Source organism: Pseudoxanthomonas putridarboris (genome assembly GCF_038321125.1).
Classification (GTDB): Bacteria; Pseudomonadota; Gammaproteobacteria; order Xanthomonadales; family Xanthomonadaceae; genus Pseudoxanthomonas_A; species Pseudoxanthomonas_A putridarboris.
The window spans coordinates 451,817-472,873 of the sequence record NZ_JBBWWT010000003.1 but is presented as its reverse complement, the minus strand read 5'-3'; the positions used below and the strand labels follow the sequence as shown (position 1 = coordinate 472,873).

16 protein-coding genes are annotated in these 21,057 nt (G+C 68.1%); 6 read left to right on the top strand and 10 right to left on the bottom strand.

Going from position 1 to position 21,057, the window contains the following annotated elements; genetic code table 11:
• Window positions 1-89: 89 nt before the first annotated feature.
• From AAD027_RS09575 to AAD027_RS09560, 4 genes are all read right to left on the bottom strand, one after another.
• Window positions 90-3,239: a multidrug efflux RND transporter permease subunit gene (locus tag AAD027_RS09575; RefSeq protein ID WP_341725788.1), complete on the bottom strand. Its 3,150-nt coding sequence runs from the start codon at window positions 3,237-3,239 to the stop codon at window positions 90-92.
• A gap of 12 nt (window positions 3,240-3,251) precedes the next feature.
• On the bottom strand, window positions 3,252-4,427 hold the full coding sequence (locus AAD027_RS09570; RefSeq protein ID WP_341725787.1) for an efflux RND transporter periplasmic adaptor subunit: 1,176 nt from the start codon (window positions 4,425-4,427) through the stop codon (window positions 3,252-3,254).
• Window positions 4,424-5,143 (bottom strand): TetR/AcrR family transcriptional regulator, encoded by a 720-nt coding sequence (locus AAD027_RS09565; RefSeq protein WP_425605423.1) that lies wholly within the window; start codon window positions 5,141-5,143, stop codon window positions 4,424-4,426. The genes AAD027_RS09570 and AAD027_RS09565 overlap by 4 nt, the downstream gene beginning before the upstream one ends.
• A 273-nt stretch (window positions 5,144-5,416) precedes the next feature.
• Window positions 5,417-5,626, bottom strand: coding sequence for a hypothetical protein (locus AAD027_RS09560; protein WP_341725786.1), 210 nt, complete (start codon window positions 5,624-5,626; stop codon window positions 5,417-5,419).
• Window position 5,627: 1 nt separating this feature from the next.
• Here AAD027_RS09560 and AAD027_RS09555 point away from each other — a divergent pair, with 1 nt between their 5' ends.
• The 5 genes from AAD027_RS09555 (at window position 5,628) to AAD027_RS09535 (ending at window position 13,894) form a co-directional block, all read left to right on the top strand.
• Complete coding sequence (locus tag AAD027_RS09555) at window positions 5,628-10,529, top strand: NAD-glutamate dehydrogenase (RefSeq protein WP_341725785.1); 4,902 nt, start codon at window positions 5,628-5,630, stop codon at window positions 10,527-10,529.
• A gap of 265 nt (window positions 10,530-10,794) precedes the next feature.
• Window positions 10,795-11,565 carry an NAD kinase gene (locus AAD027_RS09550; protein WP_341725784.1) on the top strand — a complete coding sequence of 257 codons (771 nt, stop codon included), beginning with the start codon at window positions 10,795-10,797 and terminating at the stop codon, window positions 11,563-11,565.
• A 120-nt stretch (window positions 11,566-11,685) separates the two neighbouring features.
• Window positions 11,686-12,183 carry a hypothetical protein gene (locus AAD027_RS09545; RefSeq protein WP_341725783.1) on the top strand — a complete coding sequence of 166 codons (498 nt, stop codon included), beginning with the start codon at window positions 11,686-11,688 and terminating at the stop codon, window positions 12,181-12,183.
• A gap of 65 nt (window positions 12,184-12,248) precedes the next feature.
• Window positions 12,249-13,166 (top strand): 5'-nucleotidase, encoded by a 918-nt coding sequence (locus AAD027_RS09540; RefSeq protein ID WP_341725782.1) that lies wholly within the window; start codon window positions 12,249-12,251, stop codon window positions 13,164-13,166.
• Window positions 13,163-13,894, top strand: a complete 732-nt coding sequence (locus AAD027_RS09535; protein ID WP_341725781.1) for a spermine/spermidine synthase domain-containing protein — start codon at window positions 13,163-13,165, stop codon at window positions 13,892-13,894. The genes AAD027_RS09540 and AAD027_RS09535 overlap by 4 nt, the downstream gene beginning before the upstream one ends.
• A 13-nt stretch (window positions 13,895-13,907) precedes the next feature.
• On the opposite strand, the gene AAD027_RS09530 is transcribed toward AAD027_RS09535, so the two are convergent.
• On the bottom strand, window positions 13,908-14,447 hold the full coding sequence (locus AAD027_RS09530; RefSeq protein WP_341725780.1) for a DUF2939 domain-containing protein: 540 nt from the start codon (window positions 14,445-14,447) through the stop codon (window positions 13,908-13,910).
• A 211-nt stretch (window positions 14,448-14,658) separates the two neighbouring features.
• Here AAD027_RS09530 and AAD027_RS09525 point away from each other — a divergent pair, with 211 nt between their 5' ends.
• Complete coding sequence (locus tag AAD027_RS09525) at window positions 14,659-15,678, top strand: DUF2268 domain-containing putative Zn-dependent protease (protein WP_341725779.1); 1,020 nt, start codon at window positions 14,659-14,661, stop codon at window positions 15,676-15,678.
• Between the two features lies 1 nt (window position 15,679).
• Here AAD027_RS09525 and AAD027_RS09520 read toward each other — a convergent pair whose 3' ends face one another.
• The 5 genes from AAD027_RS09520 to kynU form a co-directional block, all read right to left on the bottom strand.
• A complete protein-coding gene (locus tag AAD027_RS09520; protein WP_341725778.1) occupies window positions 15,680-16,366 on the bottom strand; it encodes a DUF2461 domain-containing protein in 687 nt (228 codons plus the stop codon).
• Between the two features lie 169 nt (window positions 16,367-16,535).
• Window positions 16,536-17,975, bottom strand: coding sequence for an exodeoxyribonuclease I (gene sbcB / locus AAD027_RS09515; RefSeq protein WP_341725777.1), 1,440 nt, complete (start codon window positions 17,973-17,975; stop codon window positions 16,536-16,538).
• On the bottom strand, window positions 17,972-19,342 hold the full coding sequence (locus AAD027_RS09510) for an FAD-dependent oxidoreductase (RefSeq protein WP_341725776.1): 1,371 nt from the start codon (window positions 19,340-19,342) through the stop codon (window positions 17,972-17,974). The genes sbcB and AAD027_RS09510 overlap by 4 nt, the downstream gene beginning before the upstream one ends.
• 171 nt (window positions 19,343-19,513) lie before the next feature.
• The gene (locus tag AAD027_RS19010; protein ID WP_345786438.1) at window positions 19,514-19,657 is read right to left on the bottom strand and encodes a GIY-YIG nuclease family protein; all 144 of its coding nucleotides are present in this window, start codon (window positions 19,655-19,657) and stop codon (window positions 19,514-19,516) included.
• Between the two features lie 87 nt (window positions 19,658-19,744).
• Window positions 19,745-21,019: a kynureninase gene (kynU, locus tag AAD027_RS09500; RefSeq protein ID WP_341725775.1), complete on the bottom strand. Its 1,275-nt coding sequence runs from the start codon at window positions 21,017-21,019 to the stop codon at window positions 19,745-19,747.
• Window positions 21,020-21,057 lie beyond the last annotated feature (38 nt).

The following is a 21,057-nucleotide window of genomic DNA, read 5'->3' as shown; positions in this document are numbered from 1 at the left end:
GGGGCGACATGCGCATGGCGCGTCGCGGTGCGCAAAGAAAAACCCCGGCATGGCCGGGGTTTTTCCATCCTGCAACCGTCTGCGCCGAATCAGCGCGACGGCGGTTTGTTGTGCTCTTCCAGGTATTCCCGGGACGGCTCGTCCATCTTGTCGCCCAGCATGCGGCGGACCGCGACGAAGAACACCGGGATCAGCAGCAGGCCCAGGAACGTGGCGAACACCATGCCGCCGATCACGCCGGTACCGATGGCGTGGCGGGCGTTGGCGCCGGCGCCGGTGGAGATGGCCATCGGCAGCACGCCCATGATGAAGGCGAACGACGTCATCAGGATCGGGCGGAAGCGCAGGCGCGAAGCCTCCACCACCGCGTCGCGCAGGGTCTTGCCTTCGCGGCGCTGTTCCACCGCGAACTCCACGATCAGGATCGCGTTCTTCGCGGCCAGGCCGATGATGGTGATCAGGCCGATCTTGAAGAAGATGTCGTTGGGCAGGCCGCGCAGCATCGCGAACACGATGGCGCCCAGCACGCCCAGCGGCACCACCAGCAGCACCGATACCGGGATCGACCAGCTTTCGTACAGCGCGGCCAGGCACAGGAACACCACCACGATGGACAGCACCAGCAGCAGCGTGGCCGTGTTGCCGGCCAGGATTTCCTGGTACGACAGGCCGGTCCAGTCGTAGCCGAAGCCTGCCGGCAGGTCGTTGGCCACGATGTCCTCCATCGCCTTCATCGCCTCGCCGGAACTGCGGCCGGGCGCCTGCGAGCCCACGATATTGATGGAGGCGTAGCCGTTGTAGCGGGTCAGCGACGGCGAGTTGGTGATCCATTCGGGCTTCACCACGTTGGTCAGCGGGATCATCGCGCCGTTCTGCAGGCTGCTGGGCGTGTAGAAGTTGCCCAGCGAGTCCGGACTCATGCGGAAGGGCGCATCGGCCTGCATGGTCACGCGCTTGATGCGGCCTTCGTAGAAGAAGTCGTTCACGTACACCGGCGCCAGCATCAGGCCGATCGCGCTGTAGATGTCGGACACCGACAGCCCCATCGCCTGCGCCTGCACGCGGTCCACGTGCAGCTTCAGCTGCGGCGCGTCCTCCAGGCTGTTCGGGCGCACGCCGGTCAGCAGGTCCTGCTTCTCGGCCGCCTTGCCCAGCAGGATGTTGCGCGCCTGGGTGAGGGCTTCATGGCCCTGGCCGGTGCGGTCCTGCAGGTACATGTCGAAGCCGCCGAACTGGCCCAGGCCGTTCACCGTGGGCAGGTTGACCACGAAGATGCCGGCTTCCTTGATGCCGAACAGCGCACCGTTGGCTTGCTGGATGAAGCTGGCCGCATCGACCTTGCGCTCGTCCCACGGCTTGAGCCGGATGAAGGCCATGCCGACGTTCTCGCCCTGGCCGACGAAGCTGAAGCCGGTGACCTGCATCATGCCGTCGAAGCCTTCCATGTTCTCCAGGATGCCGCGTATCTGGGTGAAGACCCGGCTGGTGCGCTCCATCGAGGCGCCCGGCGGCAACTGCACGATGGCCAGCGCATAGCCCTGGTCCTCTTCCGGCAGGAAGCTGCCCGGCATGCGGGTGAACAGGAAGCCGCACAGCAGCGTCAGGGCCGCGAACACCATCATCCAGCGCGGGGCGTGCTTCACCGCGCTGCCGATATGGCCCACGTAGGTGTGCGAGATCTTGTCGTAGTACTTGTTGAAGACGCGGAAGACGATGTTGGGCCGCTTGCCCTCGCCATGGGTGGGCTTGAGCAGGGTGGCGCACAACGCGGGCGTGAAGCCCAGCGCCAGGAACGCCGAGAATACCATCGCGATGGCGATGGTCAGCGCGAACTGCTTGTAGATCTCGCCGGCCGAACCGCCTTGCAGCGCCGACGGGATGAACACCGCCGACAGCACCACGGTGATCGCGATCACCGCGCCGGTGATCTGGTCCATGGCCTTGCGGGTGGCTTCCTTCGGCGGCAGCCCCTCCTCGGTCATGATGCGCTCGACGTTCTCGATCACCACGATGGCATCGTCCACCACGATGCCGATCGCCAGCACCATGCCGAACAGCGTCAGCTGGTTGATGGTGAAGCCGATCACCGTCATGCCCAGGAAGGTACCCAGCAGGGCGACCGGGATGACCAGGGTGGGGATGATGGTGGCGCGCAGGTTCTGCAGGAAGATCAGCATCACCAGGAACACCAGCACCACCGCCTCGATCAGCGTCTTGACCACTTCCTCGATCGAGATGCGCACGAAGGTCGTGCTGTCGTACGGCGAGAACCACTGCACGCCCTGCGGGAAGCTGGGCTGCAGCTCGTCCATCTTGGCGCGCACGGCGCCGGCCACGTTCAAGGCGTTGGCGCCGGGCAGCAACTGCACCGCGAAGGCCGCGGTGGGGGCGCCGTTCCATTGCGTCTCGAAACCGTAGGCGGTGGCGCCGATGGCGACGCGCGCGACATCCTTCAGGCGTACAGTGGTGCCGTCGCTGTTGGCGCGAAGGATGATGTCCTCGAACTGCTCGGGCGAGGTGAAGCGGCCCTCGGTGGTGACCGTGGCGGTGAAGCCCTGGCCTTCCGGCGCGGGATCGGTGCCGATGGAGCCGGCGGCGAACTGCACGTTTTGGCCGCGGATGGCCGCCAGCACTTCGCTGGTGGACATGCCGAAGCCCTGCAGCTTGTTCGGGTCCAGCCAGATGCGCATAGCGTATTCGCTGCCGAACTGCTGCGTGCTGCCCACGCCGGGGATGCGCGAAACCTGGTCGAGCACGCGCGAGCCGACGATGTCGTTGAGCTGCTCGCGGCCCACGGCCGGATTCTCCGAGCGCAGCGCGGCCACCATCAGGAAGCCGGCGTTGGCCTTGGCCACCACCACGCCCTGCTGCACCACTTCGGTGGGCAGGCGGGGTTCGGCCAGCGCCACCTTGTTCTGCACCTGCACCTGGGCGATGTCCGGGTCGGTGCCGGTCTGGAAGGTCAGGGTGATGCTGGAGCCGCCGCTGGCATTGGACGAGGAGCTGAAATACAGCAGGTTGTCGATGCCGGTGAGCTGCTGCTCGATGATCTGCGTGACCGCCTGTTCGGTGGTCTCCGCGCTGGCGCCGGGGTAGCTGGCGTTGACCACCACCTGCGGCGGGGCGATGTTGGGGTACGACTCGACGCCCAGGTTGAAGATCGCGATCACGCCGCCGAGCGAGATCAGGATCGCCACCACCCAGGCGAAGATGGGTTTGTCGATGAAGAATTTGGGCATGGGGGCAGTCCCTTACTGCTGCGGCGCGTCGGCGGCGGGTTGCTGGTCGGCAGGCTCGGCAGGCTTCCACGGCGTGGCCGTGGCCGGGGCGCCGGGCTGCACCTTCTGCACGCCGGACACGATGACCTGGTCGTTGGCGGCCAGTCCGGAGGTGATGACCCACTGGCCTTCACGCGGGTTTTCCGCCGTCACCTGCTTGCGCGCGACCTTGCCGTCGGCGCCCACCACCAGCACGTAGGCGCCGGAGGCGTCGCGCAGCACGGCGTCCTGCGGGATCACGTAGGCGTTCTTGCGTTCGCCCAGCGTGGCCTTCAGCGTCACGAACATGCCCGGCAGCAGCGTCTTCTGCGGGTTGGGAATGCGCGCCCGCAGCGACACCGCGCCGGTGGCCGGGTCGACCACCGTGTCGGAGAAGTCCAGCAGGCCTTCCTCGCCGTAGACGCTGCCGTTGGACAGCAGCACCTGCACCTTGGCCTCGCCGGCGCCGGTCAATTGCAGGCTGCCGTCGCGCTGCGCGGTCTGCAGGGCTTCCAGCTCGTTGATGCCCAGCGAGAAATTGACGTACAGCGGATCGATCTGGTCCACCGTGGTCAGCAGCGTGGCGTCGCCCTGGCCGACCAGCGCACCCTCGGTGACCTGCTGCTTGCCCGCGCGGCCCGAGATGGGGGCGACGACGTTGGCGTAGCCCAGGTTGATGCGGGCGGTGGACACGTTGGCCTGTGCCTGCTGCACGGCGGCGGCGGCGCTGCGTTCGGCGGCCTCGGCGTTGTCCACGTCGGACTTGGAGACGAAATTCTGCGGCGCCAGCTGGCGCGCGCGGTCGGCCGCTATCTTGGCGTTGGCGTAGGTGGCCTGGGCCGACGCCAGGTTGGCCTGGGCCGCGCTCAACGAGGCCTGCAGCGGGGCCGGGTCGATCTGGAACAGCACCTGGCCTTCCTTCACGTCGCTGCCTTCCTGGTAGACGCGCTTGACCAGCACGCCCGGCACGCGGGCGCGCACGTCCGAACTGCGGTAGGCGGACAGGCGGCCCACCAGGTCGCGCTGCAGCGGCACGCTCTGCGGGGTGGCCTTGATCACGCCGACTTCGGGCGTGGGCATCTGCGGCTGTTCCTGCTGGCTGCACGCGGCCAGCACCACCAGCAGCGCGTTGGCGAGGACGAGGACGAGGGGGCGGACGGGGGACGTCATGGGGAAGCTCCGTTTCTGTTTTTTGAAGTCTTGGGAAGAGGACGCCTGTTGCGGATGCGCCGGCCCGGGATGCCCGGTGGGATGGGACGAGCATCGCCGGTGGCGTTCGCATCGGGTGAGAAGGCGCGCAGGAACGTGTCCACCGCGAATTCGGCCCACCGCTGGCGCGCCTTGTCGCCCGCGCGGTGGGGGACCCCGAACCTCTGCCTCTCGAAGTCGAGCCCGACCATCATGCTCAACAGCAGCTCGGCGGCGTAGTGCGGTTCGTCATGCCTCAGCCGTCCCTGGTCCATCGCATGTTGCAGCCAGGCGGCCAGACGCTGCTGGAGAGTATCGCAGCCCTCGCGGTAAAGCGCTTGTGCTTCGAGGGGAAATTGATGCGCTTCCGCGGTCAACAACTGGCTGGCGGCCACCACGGTGGGATCGCACAGGTGCTCCAGGTGCTGGCGGGCGAAGGCCAGCAGCGTCGCGCGGGGGTCTTCCGCGACCGGGTCCAGCCGGGCCGTGGCCAGGTCGAGGTGCTCGCTGATTACGCTGCGCATCAGCTCCTGCTTGTTGCCGAACTGCGAGTAAAGCGTCTGTTTGGAGCAACCCACGCGAGCGGCCACGTCGTCCATGCTGACGCGGAAACCCTGCTCGGCCAGCAGTTCGCGCACGGCGGCACGCACGCGCATGCGCCGCTGTTCCGCCGCCGGCAGGGAAGGGGGGGTCTTCATTGGCGCTGGACTATACCGTCCAGTTCAGAATTTGAACAGGCTTGATGTCGGCGCGATTCTGTGGACAAAGCCGCGGGGCGGGTGGTGAAAACCGCGTGAGGGCGACCCGCCTCCTCCATCCGCCGGCGGATGGTGGAGGCGTGAGTGCGGCATGCGATGGCAAAGGCAGGGAAACGCGACGGAGGTCCACAGGCATGCCGCCGACAAGCGCACTAATCAATCGCGCCGGCATTTGCAAGCCATTCTTATGACGCCTCGCAGCACGTGTTGTCATCATGCCCGGGGATACAATAACCATTCGACTACCAATCGTTGAGCCACTTCCTGCATGAACGCTGCGCGCAGCCCCAAGAAAGCCTCGAAACAGAAGCCGAAACCGGAATCCGGGAAGACCGCCGCCAGGTCGGCCGCGCCCGGCAGGACGCCCGCCCGGAAGGTGGCCGCCCGACCGGAGACCAGCGCGGCCAGGGCCGCAGGCGGCACGATGCAGGCGTTCTCTCTGGAACCCATCCTCGCGGCCATCCGCAAGCGCGTATCCGGCAAATCGCAGCAGGGCGAAGCGCAGGCCTTCGCCGAGGCGTTCTACAAGCGCATGGAGGAGGACGAGTATCCGCACCACGGTGCCGATGCGTGGGCCGCCATCGCGCTGCACATGCTGGAGTTCGCGCGTACGCGCAAGGCGGGGACCGCCAACGTGCGCGTGTTCAACGCCACCACCGGGACGCACGGCTGGGAATCGCCGCATACCGTGCTGCAGATCGTCAACGACGACATGCCGTTCCTGGTCGATTCGGTCAGCATGGCGCTGGCCGAGATGGGCGTGGGCGTGCATGTGCTGGGCCATCCGCTGGTCCGCTTCACCCGCGACAAGTCCGGCAAGGTCAACGCAGTGGGCGAGGGCAAGCCCGAGTCGCTGATGCTGCTCGAAATCGACCGCCAGCCGGCCGAGGAAATGGGCGCCATCGAGCGGCGCATCCGCGGCGTGCTGGACGAAGTGCGCGCCATCGTCCGCGACTGGAGCGCGATGCGGGAGAAGATGCTGGTGCTGGCCGACGACCTGGCCACCCGCCGCATGCCGGTCGGCGACGACGGCCGTCGCGAGGCGCAGGAGTTCCTGCGCTGGGCCGCCGCCGATCATTTCACCTTCTTCGGCTACCGCGAGTACCGCGTCGAGAAGCGCACCGGCATCCTGGCCGCCGTCGAGGACAGCGGCCTGGGCCTGCTGCGCCATGGCGACACCACGCCGCCGCGCAACGTCAACACGCTGGCCGCGCACTACCTGCCGCAGGGCGGTTCGGTGGATGCCCTGATCCTGACCAAGACCAACCGCCGCTCCAGCGTGCACCGCCCGGGCAACATGGACTACATCGGCGTGCTGGAGTTCGACGCACAGGGCAAGCCGGTGGCCGAGCAGCGTTTCATCGGCCTGTACACCTCCAGCGCCTACAACCGCCGCCCGTGGGAAATCCCGCTGGTGCGCGAGCGCCACGACTACGTCATGCAGAAGTCCGGCCTGTCGCCCGGCAGCCACAGCGGCAAGGCGCTGCGCCACATCCTGGAAACGCTGCCGCGCGAGGAACTGTTCCAGTCCAGCGACGAAGAACTGTACCGCACCGCGATGGGCATCCTGGGCCTGCAGGAGCGCGTGCGCAGCAAGCTGTTCCTGCGCCGCGACCGTTACGGGCGCTTCTACTCGGCGCTGGTGTACATCCCGCGCGAACGCTTCAACACGGACGTCCGGCTGCGCATCGAGTCGCTGCTGAAGGACGCGATGCGGGGCGAATACGTGGACAGTTCGGTCCAGCTGGGCGAATCGCCGCTGGCGCAGCTGCACCTGACCATCCGCCCGAAGGCCGGCGAACAGGTCGAAGTGGACACCGCCGCGCTGGAAGCCGACATCGCCCACTTGCTGCGCAACTGGCAGGACGACCTGCGCGAGAGGCTGATCGCGCGTCACGGCGAATCGGCCGGCCTGCTGCTGGCCGGCGGCTTCGGCCGCGCGTTGCCGGCGGGTTACATCGAAGTGGTGTCGCCCGAAGGCGCCGCCCGCGATGTCGAGCACCTGGCTGCTTTGTCAGGTCCGGACGACCTGCGCCTGAGCCTGCACGAGTCCCGCCGCAAGCGCCCTGGCCAGGGCCGCCTGCGCCTGAACCTGTATCGCCAGGAAAACGACATCCCGCTCTCCGACGCCTTGCCGCTGATGGAGAACATGGGCCTGCGGGTGATCTCGGAGCACCCGTTCCGGTTGGAGACCGCGCAGGGCGCGCGCTACATCCAGGAGTTCGAGGTCGAGCCGCTGCATGGCGCGTTCGACGTGGAACGGCTGGCGCCGGCCTTCGAGGACGCCTTCGCCCGCGTGTGGCGCGGCGATGCCGAGAACGACGGTTTCAACAAACTGGTGCTGGGCGCGGGCCTGGCCTGGCGGCAGGTCGCGCTGCTGCGCGGCTATTGCAAGTACCTGCTGCAGACCGGCGTGCCGTTCTCGCAGAGCTACGTGGAGGAAACGCTCAACCGCTATCCGCTGCTGGCGCGCCTGCTGGTGGAGCTGTTCGAGGCCCGCTTCGATCCGGCCATCGGCGGCGAGAGCAAGGCCCAGGTCAAGGAAGGCCAGGCGCGCTTCGCCGCGCAGCTGAAGGCGCTGGCCGGCGACGACGAGGCCACGGCCAAGGCGTTGCAGGCGCTGGTCGACGCGCGCGCCGGCGACCGCCAGCAGCAGGCCGAATCGGCGCACCAGACGCTGGTGAAGCTGATGGACCGCGTGTCCAGCCTGGACGAGGACCGCATCCTGCGCGGTTTCATGGGCGCCATCGAGGCCACCCTGCGCACCAGCTTCTACCAGGTGGGCAAGGACGGCCAGCCGGCGCACACGATCAGCTTCAAGTTCGATTCGGCCAAGGTGCCCGACCTGCCCAAGCCGCGCCCGTACCGCGAGATCTTCGTGTACGGCCCGCGGGTGGAAGGCGTGCACCTGCGCTTCGGCCCGGTGGCGCGCGGCGGCCTGCGCTGGTCCGACCGCCGCGAGGATTTCCGCACCGAGGTGCTGGGCCTGGTCAAGGCGCAGATGGTCAAGAACACCGTGATCGTGCCGGTCGGCGCCAAGGGCGGCTTCTTCGTCAAGCGCCCGCCGGCCGGCGGCGACCGCGACGCGGTGCTGGCCGAAGGCATCGCCTGCTACAAGATGTTCATCCAGGGCCTGCTGGACATCACCGACAACATCGTCGGCGGCAGGATCGTGCCGCCGCTGGGCGTGGTGCGCCACGATACGGACGACCCCTACCTGGTGGTCGCCGCCGACAAGGGCACGGCCACGTTCTCCGACATCGCCAACGGGCTGGCCATCGCGCACGGCTTCTGGCTGGGCGATGCGTTCGCCTCCGGCGGTTCGGTGGGCTACGACCACAAGGGCATGGGCATCACCGCGCGCGGCGCGTGGGAGTCGGTCAAGCGCCATTTCCGCGCGCTGGGCCGCGACAGCCAGACGCAGGACTTCACCTGCGTCGGCATCGGCGACATGTCCGGCGACGTGTTCGGCAACGGCATGCTGTTGTCCGAGCACATCCGCCTGGTGGCCGCGTTCGACCACCGCCACATCTTCCTGGACCCGAACCCGGATGCGGCGCGCTCGTTCGAGGAACGCGACCGCGTGTTCAAGCTGCCGCGCTCCAGCTGGGCCGACTACGATGCGAAACTGATCTCCAAGGGGGGCGGCATCCATCCGCGTTCGGCCAAGTCCATCGACATCACCCCGGAAGTGCGCGCGGCGCTGGGCATCGCCGACGGCGTGAAGTCGTTGACGCCCAACGCGTTGATGAGCGCGATCCTGAAGTCGCCGGTGGACCTGCTGTGGAACGGCGGCATCGGCACCTACGTCAAGGCCGCCAGCGAGACGCACGCCGACGTGGGCGACCGCGCCAACAACGGCCTGCGCGTGGACGGCCGCGACTTGCGCTGCAAGGTGGTGGGCGAGGGCGGCAACCTGGGCCTGACCCAGTTGGGCCGCATCGAGGCGGCCCAGCACGGCGTGCTGCTCAACACCGACTTCATCGACAACTCCGCCGGCGTGGACACCTCCGACCACGAGGTGAACATCAAGATCCTGCTCAACGGCGTGGTGCAGGCGAAGAAGCTGTCGATGGACGCCCGCAACAAGCTGCTGGCCGACATGACCGGCGAAGTGGCCGACCTGGTGCTGTGGGACAACTACCGCCAGAACCAGGCCATCAGCCTGATGGAACGGATGAGCGTGGCACGGCTGGGTTCCAAGCAGCACTTCATCCAGACGCTGGAATCGCAGGGCCTGCTGGACCGCCAGATCGAGTACCTGCCTTCGGACGCCGAACTGGCCGAACGCAAGGCGCGCGGGCAGGGCATGACCCGCCCGGAACTGTCGGTGCTGCTGTCCTACTCCAAGCTGGTCGCCTTCCAGCAACTGCTGGAATCGGACATCCCCGAGGATCCGTACCTGTCCAGGGAACTGCAGCGCTACTTCCCGCAGCCGCTGCAGAAGAAGTACGCGGCGGAGATGGAGAGGCACCGCCTGAAGCGCGAGATCATCGCCACCGCGGTCACCAACACCACCATCAACCGGATGGGCGCCACCTTCCTGCTGCGCATGCAGGAAGACACCGGCCGCACGACGGCGGAGGTGGCCAAGGCCTTCACCATCACCCGCGAAACGCTGGACGCGCGCGCGCTGTGGAACCAGATCGATGCGCTGGACGGCAAAGTGCCGGAGTCGGTGCAGATCGATGCCCTGCAGGTCATCTGGCACGTGCAGCGCGGCATGACGCGCTGGCTGCTGACGCGCCAGGGCGCCATTCCGGGGATCGCCATCGCGGTTGAGCGCTACCGCGACGGCTTCAACGAGATCCGTGCCGCCGATGGCGTGCTGCCGGACTCGCTGCGCCCGGCCTACAACGCCAGCTTGCGGGAGTGGGGCGAGAAGGGAGTGCCGGAGGGACTGGCCGGCCAACTGGCGGCATTGCCGTACCTCGAGCCGTCCTGCGACATCATCGAACTGGCGCGCGCGCGCAAGCTCAAGCCGGTGGAGGTGTCCAAGGCGCACTATCGCCTGGGCGAAGCGCTGCACCTGCCGTGGCTGCAGGACCAGATCGAGGCGCTGAAGGTCGATGGCCGCTGGCATGCGGTGGCCCGTGGCGTGCTGCGCGACGAGCTGGCCAACCACCAGCGCACGCTGACCGGCCATGTGTTGTCGATGCCCGGCGGCGACGCCGACGCCAAGGTCGGGGCATGGCTGGGCCGCGACGACGGCAGCCTGCGCTTCACGCTCAACATGCTCAACGAACTGGCCGCGCAGAAGACGCTGGACTACCCGACCGCCTCGGTCGCGGTGCAACGCCTGGCGCAACTGGCGTCGCAGGGTTGATGCGGCAGGGCAGGCCGGAACTCCCGGCCTGCCCGATCCCCTGCAGGTGCGTGCGTTGGGTGCGCCCCGGCGCACCGCGCCTCCGATGGCCATTCCGTCTGCCCGACGACAAGCACGCCGCCGCGCGTCAGGTGGCGAACAGACAGGTCCCGATGCGCGCCTGAAGATTTCGGCGGTGCGCCGGGGCGCACCCTACGCCAGCAGCCGAGTCACCCGCTTGCGGGCAACACCCGCTATCCTCTGCGGCAACCACCCGGAGTCGCGGATGAGTCAGACGCCACGCATCTCGTTTCTAGCCAGTCCCACCGATGAGGCGCAACAGGCGCTGGCGGCGTTGACCGCGGAGCATGGCGCCTGCGCGCCGGCCGATGCCGACGTGCTGTGCGCGCTGGGCGGCGACGGCTTCATGCTGCAGACGCTGCACCGGCATGGCGCGCTGGGCAAGCCGGTGTTCGGCATGAAGCTGGGCACGGTGGGTTTCCTGATGAACCACTACCGCCCCGAGGACCTGCTGGATCGCATCGCCGCCGCCGAGCCGGCCAAGCTGCGGCCGCTGGAAATGCTGGCGCTGACCGAATCCGGCGCCAGCATCGGTTCGCTGGCCTACAACGAAGTGTCGTTGCTGCGGCAGACGCGCCAGGCCGCGCACATCCAGATCGACCTCAACGGCGAGACGCGCCTGGACGAATTGATCTGCGACGGCGTGCTGACCGCCACGCCGGCCGGCAGCACCGCCTACAACTTCTCCGCGCACGGGCCGATCCTGCCGCTGGGCTCGCACACCATCGCGCTGACGCCGATCGCGCCGTTCCGCCCGCGGCGCTGGCGCGGCGCCATCCTCAAGGCCGATACCGAGATCCGCTTCCGCGTGCTGGACCCTTACAAGCGCCCGGTCAGCGCCACCGCCGACTCGCATGAAGTGCGCGACGTGGTGGAAGTGACCATCCGCGAATCGCGCGACCGCATGGTCACGCTGTTGTTCGATCCCGAGCACAACCTGGAAGAGCGCATCCTCAGCGAGCAGTTCATGGTCTGAGCCGCCGACCGTCCGCGGGACGGGCGGCAATGGCGAAAGCGGTCGCTTGCCCAGGTGGGGGCGACGTGGTATCCAGCACGCGCAGCGGTTCCGTTCGCATCCGCCCGGGGAGGGGTCACGATGCAGATGAAGTTCGCGTGGGCGTTCTGCGCCGTCCTGGGCATGGCCGATGCAACGGCCTGCCCGCTGTCCACGGGCGTCACGCCCTTCCAGCCGGCGGTCGGCGTTGCCCAGCCGGGCGAGGCCGGCGACCTGCGGCCACCGGAAGTGGAGGTGGTCAACGTGACCCGCGGCGTCGGCACCCGCCATGCCTCCTGCGACGACACCGGCCTGTTGACGGTGCGGGTGGAATGGCCGCGCGGCACCGACTACAAGGTGCGCGATCTCGGCTTCGAGTTCCGGGTGGTCGGCGACGGCGCCGGGTTGTCGATCTTCCCCGAAGGACCGGTCGTCGGACGTGTCGATGGCAGGCGCAGCGAATTCCTCTTCATGTGGCGCGATGGTCCGCCTTGGGAGCAGAAACCCCTCGACCTGCAGGTGGAAGTGCGCGCGGTGACGCCGGACAACCGGCGCGGTCCCCCCGCATTGCTGCGGGTGACGGCGCCGCCGGGCGCCTGAACCGCCCTCCGGATACGGGGCGATGCCGCTCGCGCGGAGAGGGCGGCATCGCCGATACTGTCGCCATGGCCGACAACACTCCACGACTGCTGACCGTCGCCGTCACCTCGCGCGCCCTGTTCGACCTGGAAGAAAGCCACGCGCTGTACGAGCGCGAAGGCGTGCAGGTGTACAGCGATTACCAGCGCACGCACGAGGACGACGTGCTGTCGCCCGGCATCGCGTTCCCGGTCGTGCGCAAGCTGCTGGCGCTCAATGCGGGGGCGTCCGAAGACACGCCGCGGGTCGAGGTGATCCTGCTGTCGCGCAATTCCGCCGACACCGGCCTGCGCATCTTCAATTCCATCCAGCACTACGGGCTGGGCATCGTGCGGGCGACCTTCACCGCCGGCGAGCCCACCTGGCCCTACGTCAAGCCGTTCGGCACCGACCTGTTCCTGTCCGCCAATCCCGAGTCGGTGCGCCGTTCGCTGGAACACGGCATCGCCGCCGCCACCATCCTGCCGGCCCAGGCCCCGCAGCAGCGCCACGACCAGCTGCGCATCGCCTTCGACGGCGACGCGGTGATCTTCGGCGACGAGAGCGAGCGCATCTCGCGCGAGCAGGGCGTGGAGGCCTTTGGGCGGCACGAACAGCAGCGTGCGCGCGAGCCGTTGTCGGGCGGCCCCTTCCGCAATTTCCTGTCTGCGCTGCACCAACTGCAACAGGTGTTCCCGGCGGACGAGCGTTCGCCCATCCGCACCGCGCTGGTCACCGCGCGCTCGGCGCCCGCGCACGAGCGGGTGATCCGCACGCTGCGCGAGTGGGGCGTGCGGCTGGACGAGGCCTTGTTCCTCGGCGGACGGCACAAGGGGCCGTTCCTGGAAGCGTTCGGCGCCGACATTTTCTTCGACGACTCCCAGCACAACATCGACAGCGCCCGCCAGCATGTGGCTGCCGGGCACGTGCCGCACGGCGTGGCGAACGTCGCTTCCGGGGAATGAGCACGCCGGGGAGGCCCTATGTCCGGCGCGGCTGGTGGTACACCACGCTGCACTTCCAGGGAGCGGTCACCCAGAGCCGGATGCTGACGCTGTGGCCCGACGTGCTGCAGGTGGGGTACACACGCAGCATGATGGGCGGTCTGTTGCTGCGTCCCGGGCCGCGCGAGATCGGCATCGTCGGTCTGGGCGGCGGCTCGCAGGCCAAGTTCTGCTATCGCCATCTGCCGCAGGCGGGCATCGAGGCCTTCGAGATCGACCCGGACGTGCTGGCGCTGCGGCGCGCGTTCCGCATCCCGGACGACGATGCGCGCTTCAGGACCGTGCTGGGCGACGCCGCGCGCCTGCTGCGGCAGCGCCGCGACCGCTACGACCTGCTGCTGGTCGATGCCTACGACCCGCAGGGCATTCCCGCCGCGCTTTCCAGCGCGGCGTTCTACGCCGATTGCCGCGACGCGCTGGCCGAGGGCGGGGTGGTGGCGTGCAACCTGTACGCCACCGATGTGAAGCGCCATCTTGCGCGCATGCGGCGCGCCTTCGCGGGAAACGTGCTCGCCGTGCACGAGCCCCGCATGAGCAACGTCGTGGCCTTCGGCTGGCGGGGCGAATTGCGCCAGGTTTCGCAGGAGGAGGCGCTCGCCCGCCTGCCGCGCGCGGCGCGCCGCCAGTTGTCGGGAGTGTTCGCACGGGTGGCCGCGGCGCTCGCGCGCCGTCCCGCGCATCCGCACTGACGCGGAGCTTCGATCAGCGCAATGGCAGGCGGATGTCGGTCAACCGCCAGCGCAGGCCCTGCCGGGTGAAGACGAACACCACCGGCTCGCCGTCGGCATCCGGCACGGTGGCGGTGAAGCGGGACAGCGACTCGTAGTGGTGGCTCGCCGTCTTCAACGGGTCCACGGGGACCGGCGGCGCATAGGTATCTCCCCCCACGGTCTCGCCGATGGCGCGTTTCCAGGTGGCCCGTCCCTGCAGGATCGCGCCGATGCCCACCGGCGTGACCAGCGTATCCACTCCACGGCCGAGCATCTGGTTGGCCACGGACAGGGCCGCGGCGCCGAAGAAATTGGACGAGACCTCCGCCCCGGCCTTGCGCGCCAGGTAATCCTCCACCTGCGCCCGCAGGTTGACCCGCAGCGCGGGGAAGTCGACGTGCCGTCTCAGCTTGCCGGTGTCCTGCTCAGCCAGCGCGGTGCGGATGCCGTGGACGGCCAGGTAAGGGCCGGCGGCGACGTAGCCGCCCAGGGCGAGCAGCAGGACGATGACCAGGGAGACCCATTTCTTCATGCCTATCGTTTCCCAGAATCGCGGTGCCAAGAAATGAACTGTATGCGCTGTACGTGGATTATCGGTGAACGCGAGGGCACCGAGGGATCGGGCTGTCCGCGATGCGGTGCGGCCACGCTGCGCCCTGTCGAACGAGGGGTAGATATGAGTGGCCGATCTCCAATGGGGACGCTATGGTGGCGCTCTTTGCCCGATCAAGGACGGATGGACGATGGGAATCAAGCGCGTGTTGCGATGGGCGACGTGCCTGCTGGCGCTGTGTGTGGTGGGGTGCATGTCGGCGGCGCCGCGACCGACCGAGGCCATGCGCATCCAGGTCGTCGATGCCGACGTGGCCTTGTTCTGGCAGGTCTACGATGCGGTCGGTGCGATGGACGACCGCCAACAGCAGTTGGACTACCTGCAGACACACTATCTGGACGCGGGCACGCCGGGGCTGACGGCTTTCGCGGAGGCGAAGGGCTATACGGCCGCCGACTACGTGGACGCCATACGCGCCTATCCGGCCTATTGGGACAGTGTGCGCCCGCGGACTGCATTGGCGAAGGATGTGCTGGACAGGGTGGAGGCCCATCTGCCGCGCTTCCCCGAAGTGTATCCGCGCCTGCGTCCGGCCACGGTCTATTTCGAAGTCGGCGCGCTGCGGTCGGCGGGTACCACCCGGGAAGACAAAGTGCTGATCGGAGTGGAGATGGCGACCGGCGACGAGGGCGTCGATACGCGGCAGATGCCCGCGGGCCTGCAACGCTTCTTCGACGGCTACTTCGCCAGCCGTCCCCTGGACAACCTGGATCTGCTGGTGGTGCACGAACTGGTGCATACCCAGCAGCGGGGCGAGCGGGGCAGCCTGCTGGCCCAGGCACTCTACGAAGGCGTGGCGGACTTCGTCGCCCGGCAAGTGACCGGGCGGCTGCCCGATCTGGATTACGTCCGTTACGGGCCCGCCCACGATAAGGAGGTCAAGGCCGCGTTCGTGCGCGACATGCACACGAACGACTACAGTGGCTGGCTGTACAACTCCATCGACAATCCGTTCGGAACGCGCGACTTGGGCTACTACATCGGCTACGCCATCTGCGCCGCCTACTATGCGGGGGCGGAGGACAAGCAGGCGGCCATCGCCGGGATGATCGAACTGGACTACGCCGATGCGGTCGCCGTGGAGCGTTTCGTCGCGGCCTCCGGCTATCTCGACGAGGGCGACGCCGCCACCCCGCCGGCGCGTCCTTGAATCAGAACTCCAGGTCCAGCGCGGCGCACAGGTAATCGACGAACGGGCCCAGCGCGGCCAGGTCGGCCGCCAGCACCTGCCGCAGTCGCGGGCCGGTGACGACGTCGTTGTCCAGCGAACGCCAGAACACGAAGTTGCGATGCTTCAAATCGTCGATGAACTCGAAGTCGGCCGGGAAGCCGCGAGGCGGCCGCACCAGTTTCTCGCTCTCCTCGAACTCGAAGCGCTTGCGGAACCTGGCCTCGTGCGCGGCCTTCTTCCAGCCGCCGGGGTTGTCCAGGATGAACTGGCGCACGCGGCGCTGCGTGTCCGGCTCCGGGTGCCACAGGCCCGCGCCCACGAAGCATTCGCCCGGCTGCAGGTGGAAGTAGAACGACGGCGCCGGCACTTGCCTGTGGCGCTCGTGGTACAGCCGCGCGCCCTGCCAGGTCTTGTAGGGCGACTTGTCGGTGGAGAAGCGCGCGTCGCGATGGATGCGGAACAATGAGCCGCCCACGGTCTTCGGATCGGATCGGAAATGCAGGCTCACTTCGGCCAGGTCCGGCTGCAGGTCGGTCAGCAGGCGGAGGAACGGCTGCCGCACGTTCGCCTCGTACTGCGGCTTGTGGTCGTTGAACCAGGTCTTGTCGTTGTGGCGTGCCAGGGCGCGCAGGAACTTGAAACTGGCGTCGGTGAAGTAGGTGGCCATGGACGGGATTGTAGACAAGCCGACGTCAAGCGGCTGGCAAAGGCTGTCCTCAATGCTGCCTGGGGGACAGGGGGTGGCCGGGGGCGTAGGAGCGCGCCATGCGCGCGATGCCTTTTCTTTACGGCATCCTTGCGATCGGATTGAACAGCATCGCGCGCATGGTGCGCTCCTACAGGGTCGCCTGGAGGTCGGTGCGCCATTGCTCGATCTGGTCCAGCAGCGCCTGCTTCGCCCCGTCGCCGGCATGGGCCGTGCGCAAGGCGGCCAGTTCCTGGTCGAATCCCTCGAAGCTGTGCTCGGACAGGCCGCTTTCCTCGCACAAACGCCGGCGCCGGTAGTCGTCCCAGCGCTGGCGTTCGGCGGGCGCCAGCGTGGCCGGCCAGTTGCGGGCGCGGTAGCGGAACAGCAGCTCCGGCAGCCGCGGATCCTGGAAACCGAAATCGCGCTGCCCCAGCAGTTCCGGCGGCGTGGTGCGCACGTCGGTGAAACGGCGCTTGTCGGGGTCGGACAGGAAGCCGTCGTACAGCGACGCATCCACATCCGGCCGCTCGAAGGCGCGTTCGCTGGAGAACACCTGCCGGACCTTCTCGGCCAGCGCCGGGCCGGCATCGCGCAATCGGCGCGCGCGCGCTTCCACTTGCGCGGGATCGATCCGGAGCCGCTCCAGGTCGGTGGGACGCAGGTGCGACCAGGACACCAGCGCGGGCGCCTTGTTGAGATGCACTTCCTTCAGCGGGACGCGCTGTTCGCCCTCGGGCAGGTCGGCGATGGGCGTGTAGAGGCGGTCGGCGATGTCCTCGGCCGCCATCGACAGCAGGGCCTCCGGGTCGCTGTCCAGGTCGTAGACGACCACCCGGTTGTCGTAGCGCGGGTGGCGCGCCACCGGCAGCACCGCCGCGGCGCACAGCCGGCTGGCGGGATAGCGCTGCGAGACGTGCAGCACCGGCGTCATCGCGATGGTGTCCAGCAGCCGCGCGGCGAAGCGCTTGTCGCGCAGTTGCAGGGCGTAGTCCCACAGGCGCGGTTGGGCCTGGCGCATCAGCCGGGCCATGCCGATGGTGGCGTGCACGTCCGACAAGGCTTCGTGCGCGTCGCCTTCGCGCACATGGTTGGCCAGCGCCAGCTGTTCCAGCTTGAACGAGGTGGCGCCGTCCTCGCGCTTCGGCCAGACGATGCCGTCCGGGCGCAGCGCGTGCATCAGCCGCATCGCGTCCAGCAGGTCCCAGCGCGAGTTGCCGCCGCGCCATTCGCGCTCGTAGGGTTCGTGGAAGTTGCGGAACAGCCCATGACGGACGAACTCGTCGTCGAAGCGCAGGCTGTTGTAGCCCAGCGTGCAGGTCTCCGGCCGGCCCATCTCGTCGGCGATGCGCGCGAAAGCTTCCGCCTCGTTGACGCCCTCGCGCAACGCCTGTTGCGGCGTGATGCCGGTGATCAGGGTGGCGGTGGGCGAGGGCAGCAGGTCGTCGGCCGGCTGCACGAAGAAGCTGACCGGCTCCTCGATGACTTCCAGCGCCGGACTGGTGCGCACCGCGGCGAACTGCGCGATGCGCGTGCGGCGCGGGTCGGCGCCGAAGGTTTCGAGATCGTAGAAGAGGAAGCTCGCGCTCACCCCGCACCATCCTCCAGCATCGGCAGGCGGGCCAGCACGTCGGCATCCACCGCATCCCAGTCGATGCCGGCCAGGTCGTCGATGCCGCGCGTGTGTTCGACCAGCAACCCGCGCTGCACTTCGCTGCGCTGCCGGGCCAGCGCATACGGGATGCGCATGAAGCTGACCATCGTGTAGTGCGGGACGAAGCGGGCCGGATGCCGCTGTTGCAGGGCCAGTTCCAGTTCGCGCTGGAGCAGGAAGCCGGAATCGTCCACCTTGTCGCGCATCTCGACGTAGTTCTCCAGCGCCATCTCCTGGATCGCCAGCGCGTTGGGCTTGCGTTCGGCCTCGAAGGCCGCGAATGCGGCGGCGAGGTCGGGCGTGGCCTGCAGGTGGCGCGCCAGCGACACGCAATCCTCGAACGCGCAGTTCATGCCCTGTCCGTGGAACGGCACCATCGCGTGGGCGGCGTCGCCGAGCAGCACGGCCTGGTCGCCGACATGCCAGCGGTCCAGGTACAGCGTGGCCAGCAGACCGGTGGGGTTGCGTTCCCAGTCCTGCTCCAGTTCCGGGATCAGCGGCACGGCGTCTGGGAAATCGCGCCGGAACAGCGCCAGCGCCTCCGCGCCGTTGCGCACGCTGGCGAAGCTGGGGTCGCCTTCGTTGGGCAGGAACAGCGTCACCGTGAAGGTGCGCTCGTCGTTGGGAAGCGCGATGCACATGTAATGCCCGCGCGGCCAGATGTGCAGGGCGTTCGGCTCCATGATGAAGCCGCCATCGTCGGCCGGCGGTATCTCCAGCTCCTTGTACGAATGGTCGAGGAACTCGGTGCGTTCGCCCAGGTCCTGGCGCGCCCGCATGGCGGCGCGCAGCGACGAGCCGGCGCCATCGGCACCGACCAGCGCGACGAACGGCACATCGTGCGTGCCGCCATCGCGTTCGTCGGTGAAGCGCGCGACGTTGGTGTCGAAATCCACGCCATCCAGCCGCCGGTGGAAATGCAGTGCCGCGCCGGCCTGTTCGGCCAGGTCCAGCAGGGTGATGTTGAGATCGCCGCGGTGGATCGACCAGATGACCTCGGAGTCGTCGCGGCCGTAGCGCTGCAACTGCTGGCGACCGTCCAGCGAATGCACCATGCGCCCGCGCATCATCACCGCCTGGCGCATCACCGCGTCGTCGGCGTCGGCGATGCGCAGGGCGTGGCGGCCGCGCTCGGCCAGCGCCAGGTTGATCGAACGCCCGCCCTCGTAGCCTTTCACGCGCGGATCGCCGCGTTTCTCGAACACGTCCACCCGCCAGCCGGCGCGCGCCATCAGCGTGGCCAGCAGCGCGCCGGCCAGGCCGGCGCCGATGATGGTGAGGGAGCGCGTGTTGTCAGTGTCCAATGCGATGCCCCGTCATCCCCGCGCAGGCGGGGACCCAGTGACTTGGCCCTGGCCCGTGATTTCGGGCCAAAGGTCGTTCCAATAGGGGTTGGATGCCTCGATCAACCGGATCTTCCATGCCCTGTTCCATTTCTTGAGTTGCTTTTCGTGGGTAATCGCCGCATCCATCGTTCAGTGCAATTCGTACCAGACCAGATTCGTCACGCCGTAACGGTGAGTGAAGCCCGGCATCATATGGTTGCGATGTTGCCGGAGGCGCGCGATCAGGTCGCTGGTGACACCGGTGCAGAGCGTGCCATTGCGTTTGCTGGCCAATATGCAAGTCGCGGGTTGCCTGTCCACAAGCATCCTGTCGAAGCCAGAAGGCGCTGGGTTCCCGCCTGCGCGGGGATGACCGTTGCATCAGAAGCCCCGCCACGTTTCCACTTCCTCGACGAAGCGGTAGACGTCCATGTAGCGGTTGTAGAACGGAGCGGGGGAGATGCGGATCACGTCCGGTTCCCGCCAGTCGCCGACGGTGCCGACGGACAGCAGGTACTCGAACAGTTCGCGTCCGCGCTCGCGCCCGCCGACCACGCGCAGCGACAACTGCGCGCCGCGCTGGCCGGGATCGTCCGGGGTGACGATTTGCAGCACGTCGGACAGGCGCGCGCGGATCAGCGCTTCCAGCAGACCGGTGAGCTTGAGCGACTTGGCGCGCAATGCCTCCATGCCGCCCGCCTTTTCGTACAGTTCCAGCGATGCGCGCAACGGCGCCAGGCCCAGGATCGGCGGATTGCTCAGCTGCCAGCCGTCGGCACCGGGGGTGGGGACGAATTCGGGCGCCATGCGGAAGCGGGTTTCTTTCTCGTGGCCCCACCATCCGGCGAAGCGCGGCCGGTCGGTGTTGGCATGGCGTTCGTGGACGAAACAGCCGGCCACCGCGCCCGGGCCGGAATTCATGTACTTGTAGTGGCACCAGACCGCGAAATCGACGCCACTGTCGTGCAGGCGCAGCGGCAGATTGCCGGCGGCATGGGCCAGGTCGAAACCGACCACGGCGCCTTGCGCATGGCCCAGGCGCGCGATCTCGGCCAGGTCGAACGCCTGGCCGGTGCGGTACTGGATGCCGGGCCACAGCACCAGCGCCAGGCGCGGGCCGTGCTCGGCGATGGCGCGGTCGATGGCCGCCATCGACAGCGTGCCGTCGGGCTGGTCGGGTTCGACCTCGATCAGGTCGGTGGCCGGATCGAAGCCATGGAAGCGCACCTGCGATTCCATCGCGTGCCGGTCGGACGGGAACGCGCCGGCTTCCATCAGGATGGCCGGACGTTCCGCCGTCGGGCGGTAGAAGCTGACCATCATCAGGTGCAGGTTGGTGGTCAGCGTGTTCATCGCCACCACTTCGCTGGGCTGCGCGCCCACCACGTTCGCCAAGGGCTCGCGCAGCAGTTCGTGGTAGGTCATCCATTGCGCGTTGCCGGTGAAGTGGCCCTCGACCGCCTCGTTCGCCCACTTGTCCAGCACCTCGTTGATGTGGACGCGCGCGCCCCTGGGTTGCAGGCCCAGCGAGTTGCCGCAGAAATAAAGCTGGTCGTTGTGCTTGTGGCGCGGGATCAGGAAGTCGTTGCGCAGCGCACGCAGCGGGTCGGCGGCGTCGAGGGCGATGACGTGGGTGCGGGACAGCGGGTCGGTCATGGAGAGGTCGGGAAAAGGAGAACAGGTGATGTAGGAGC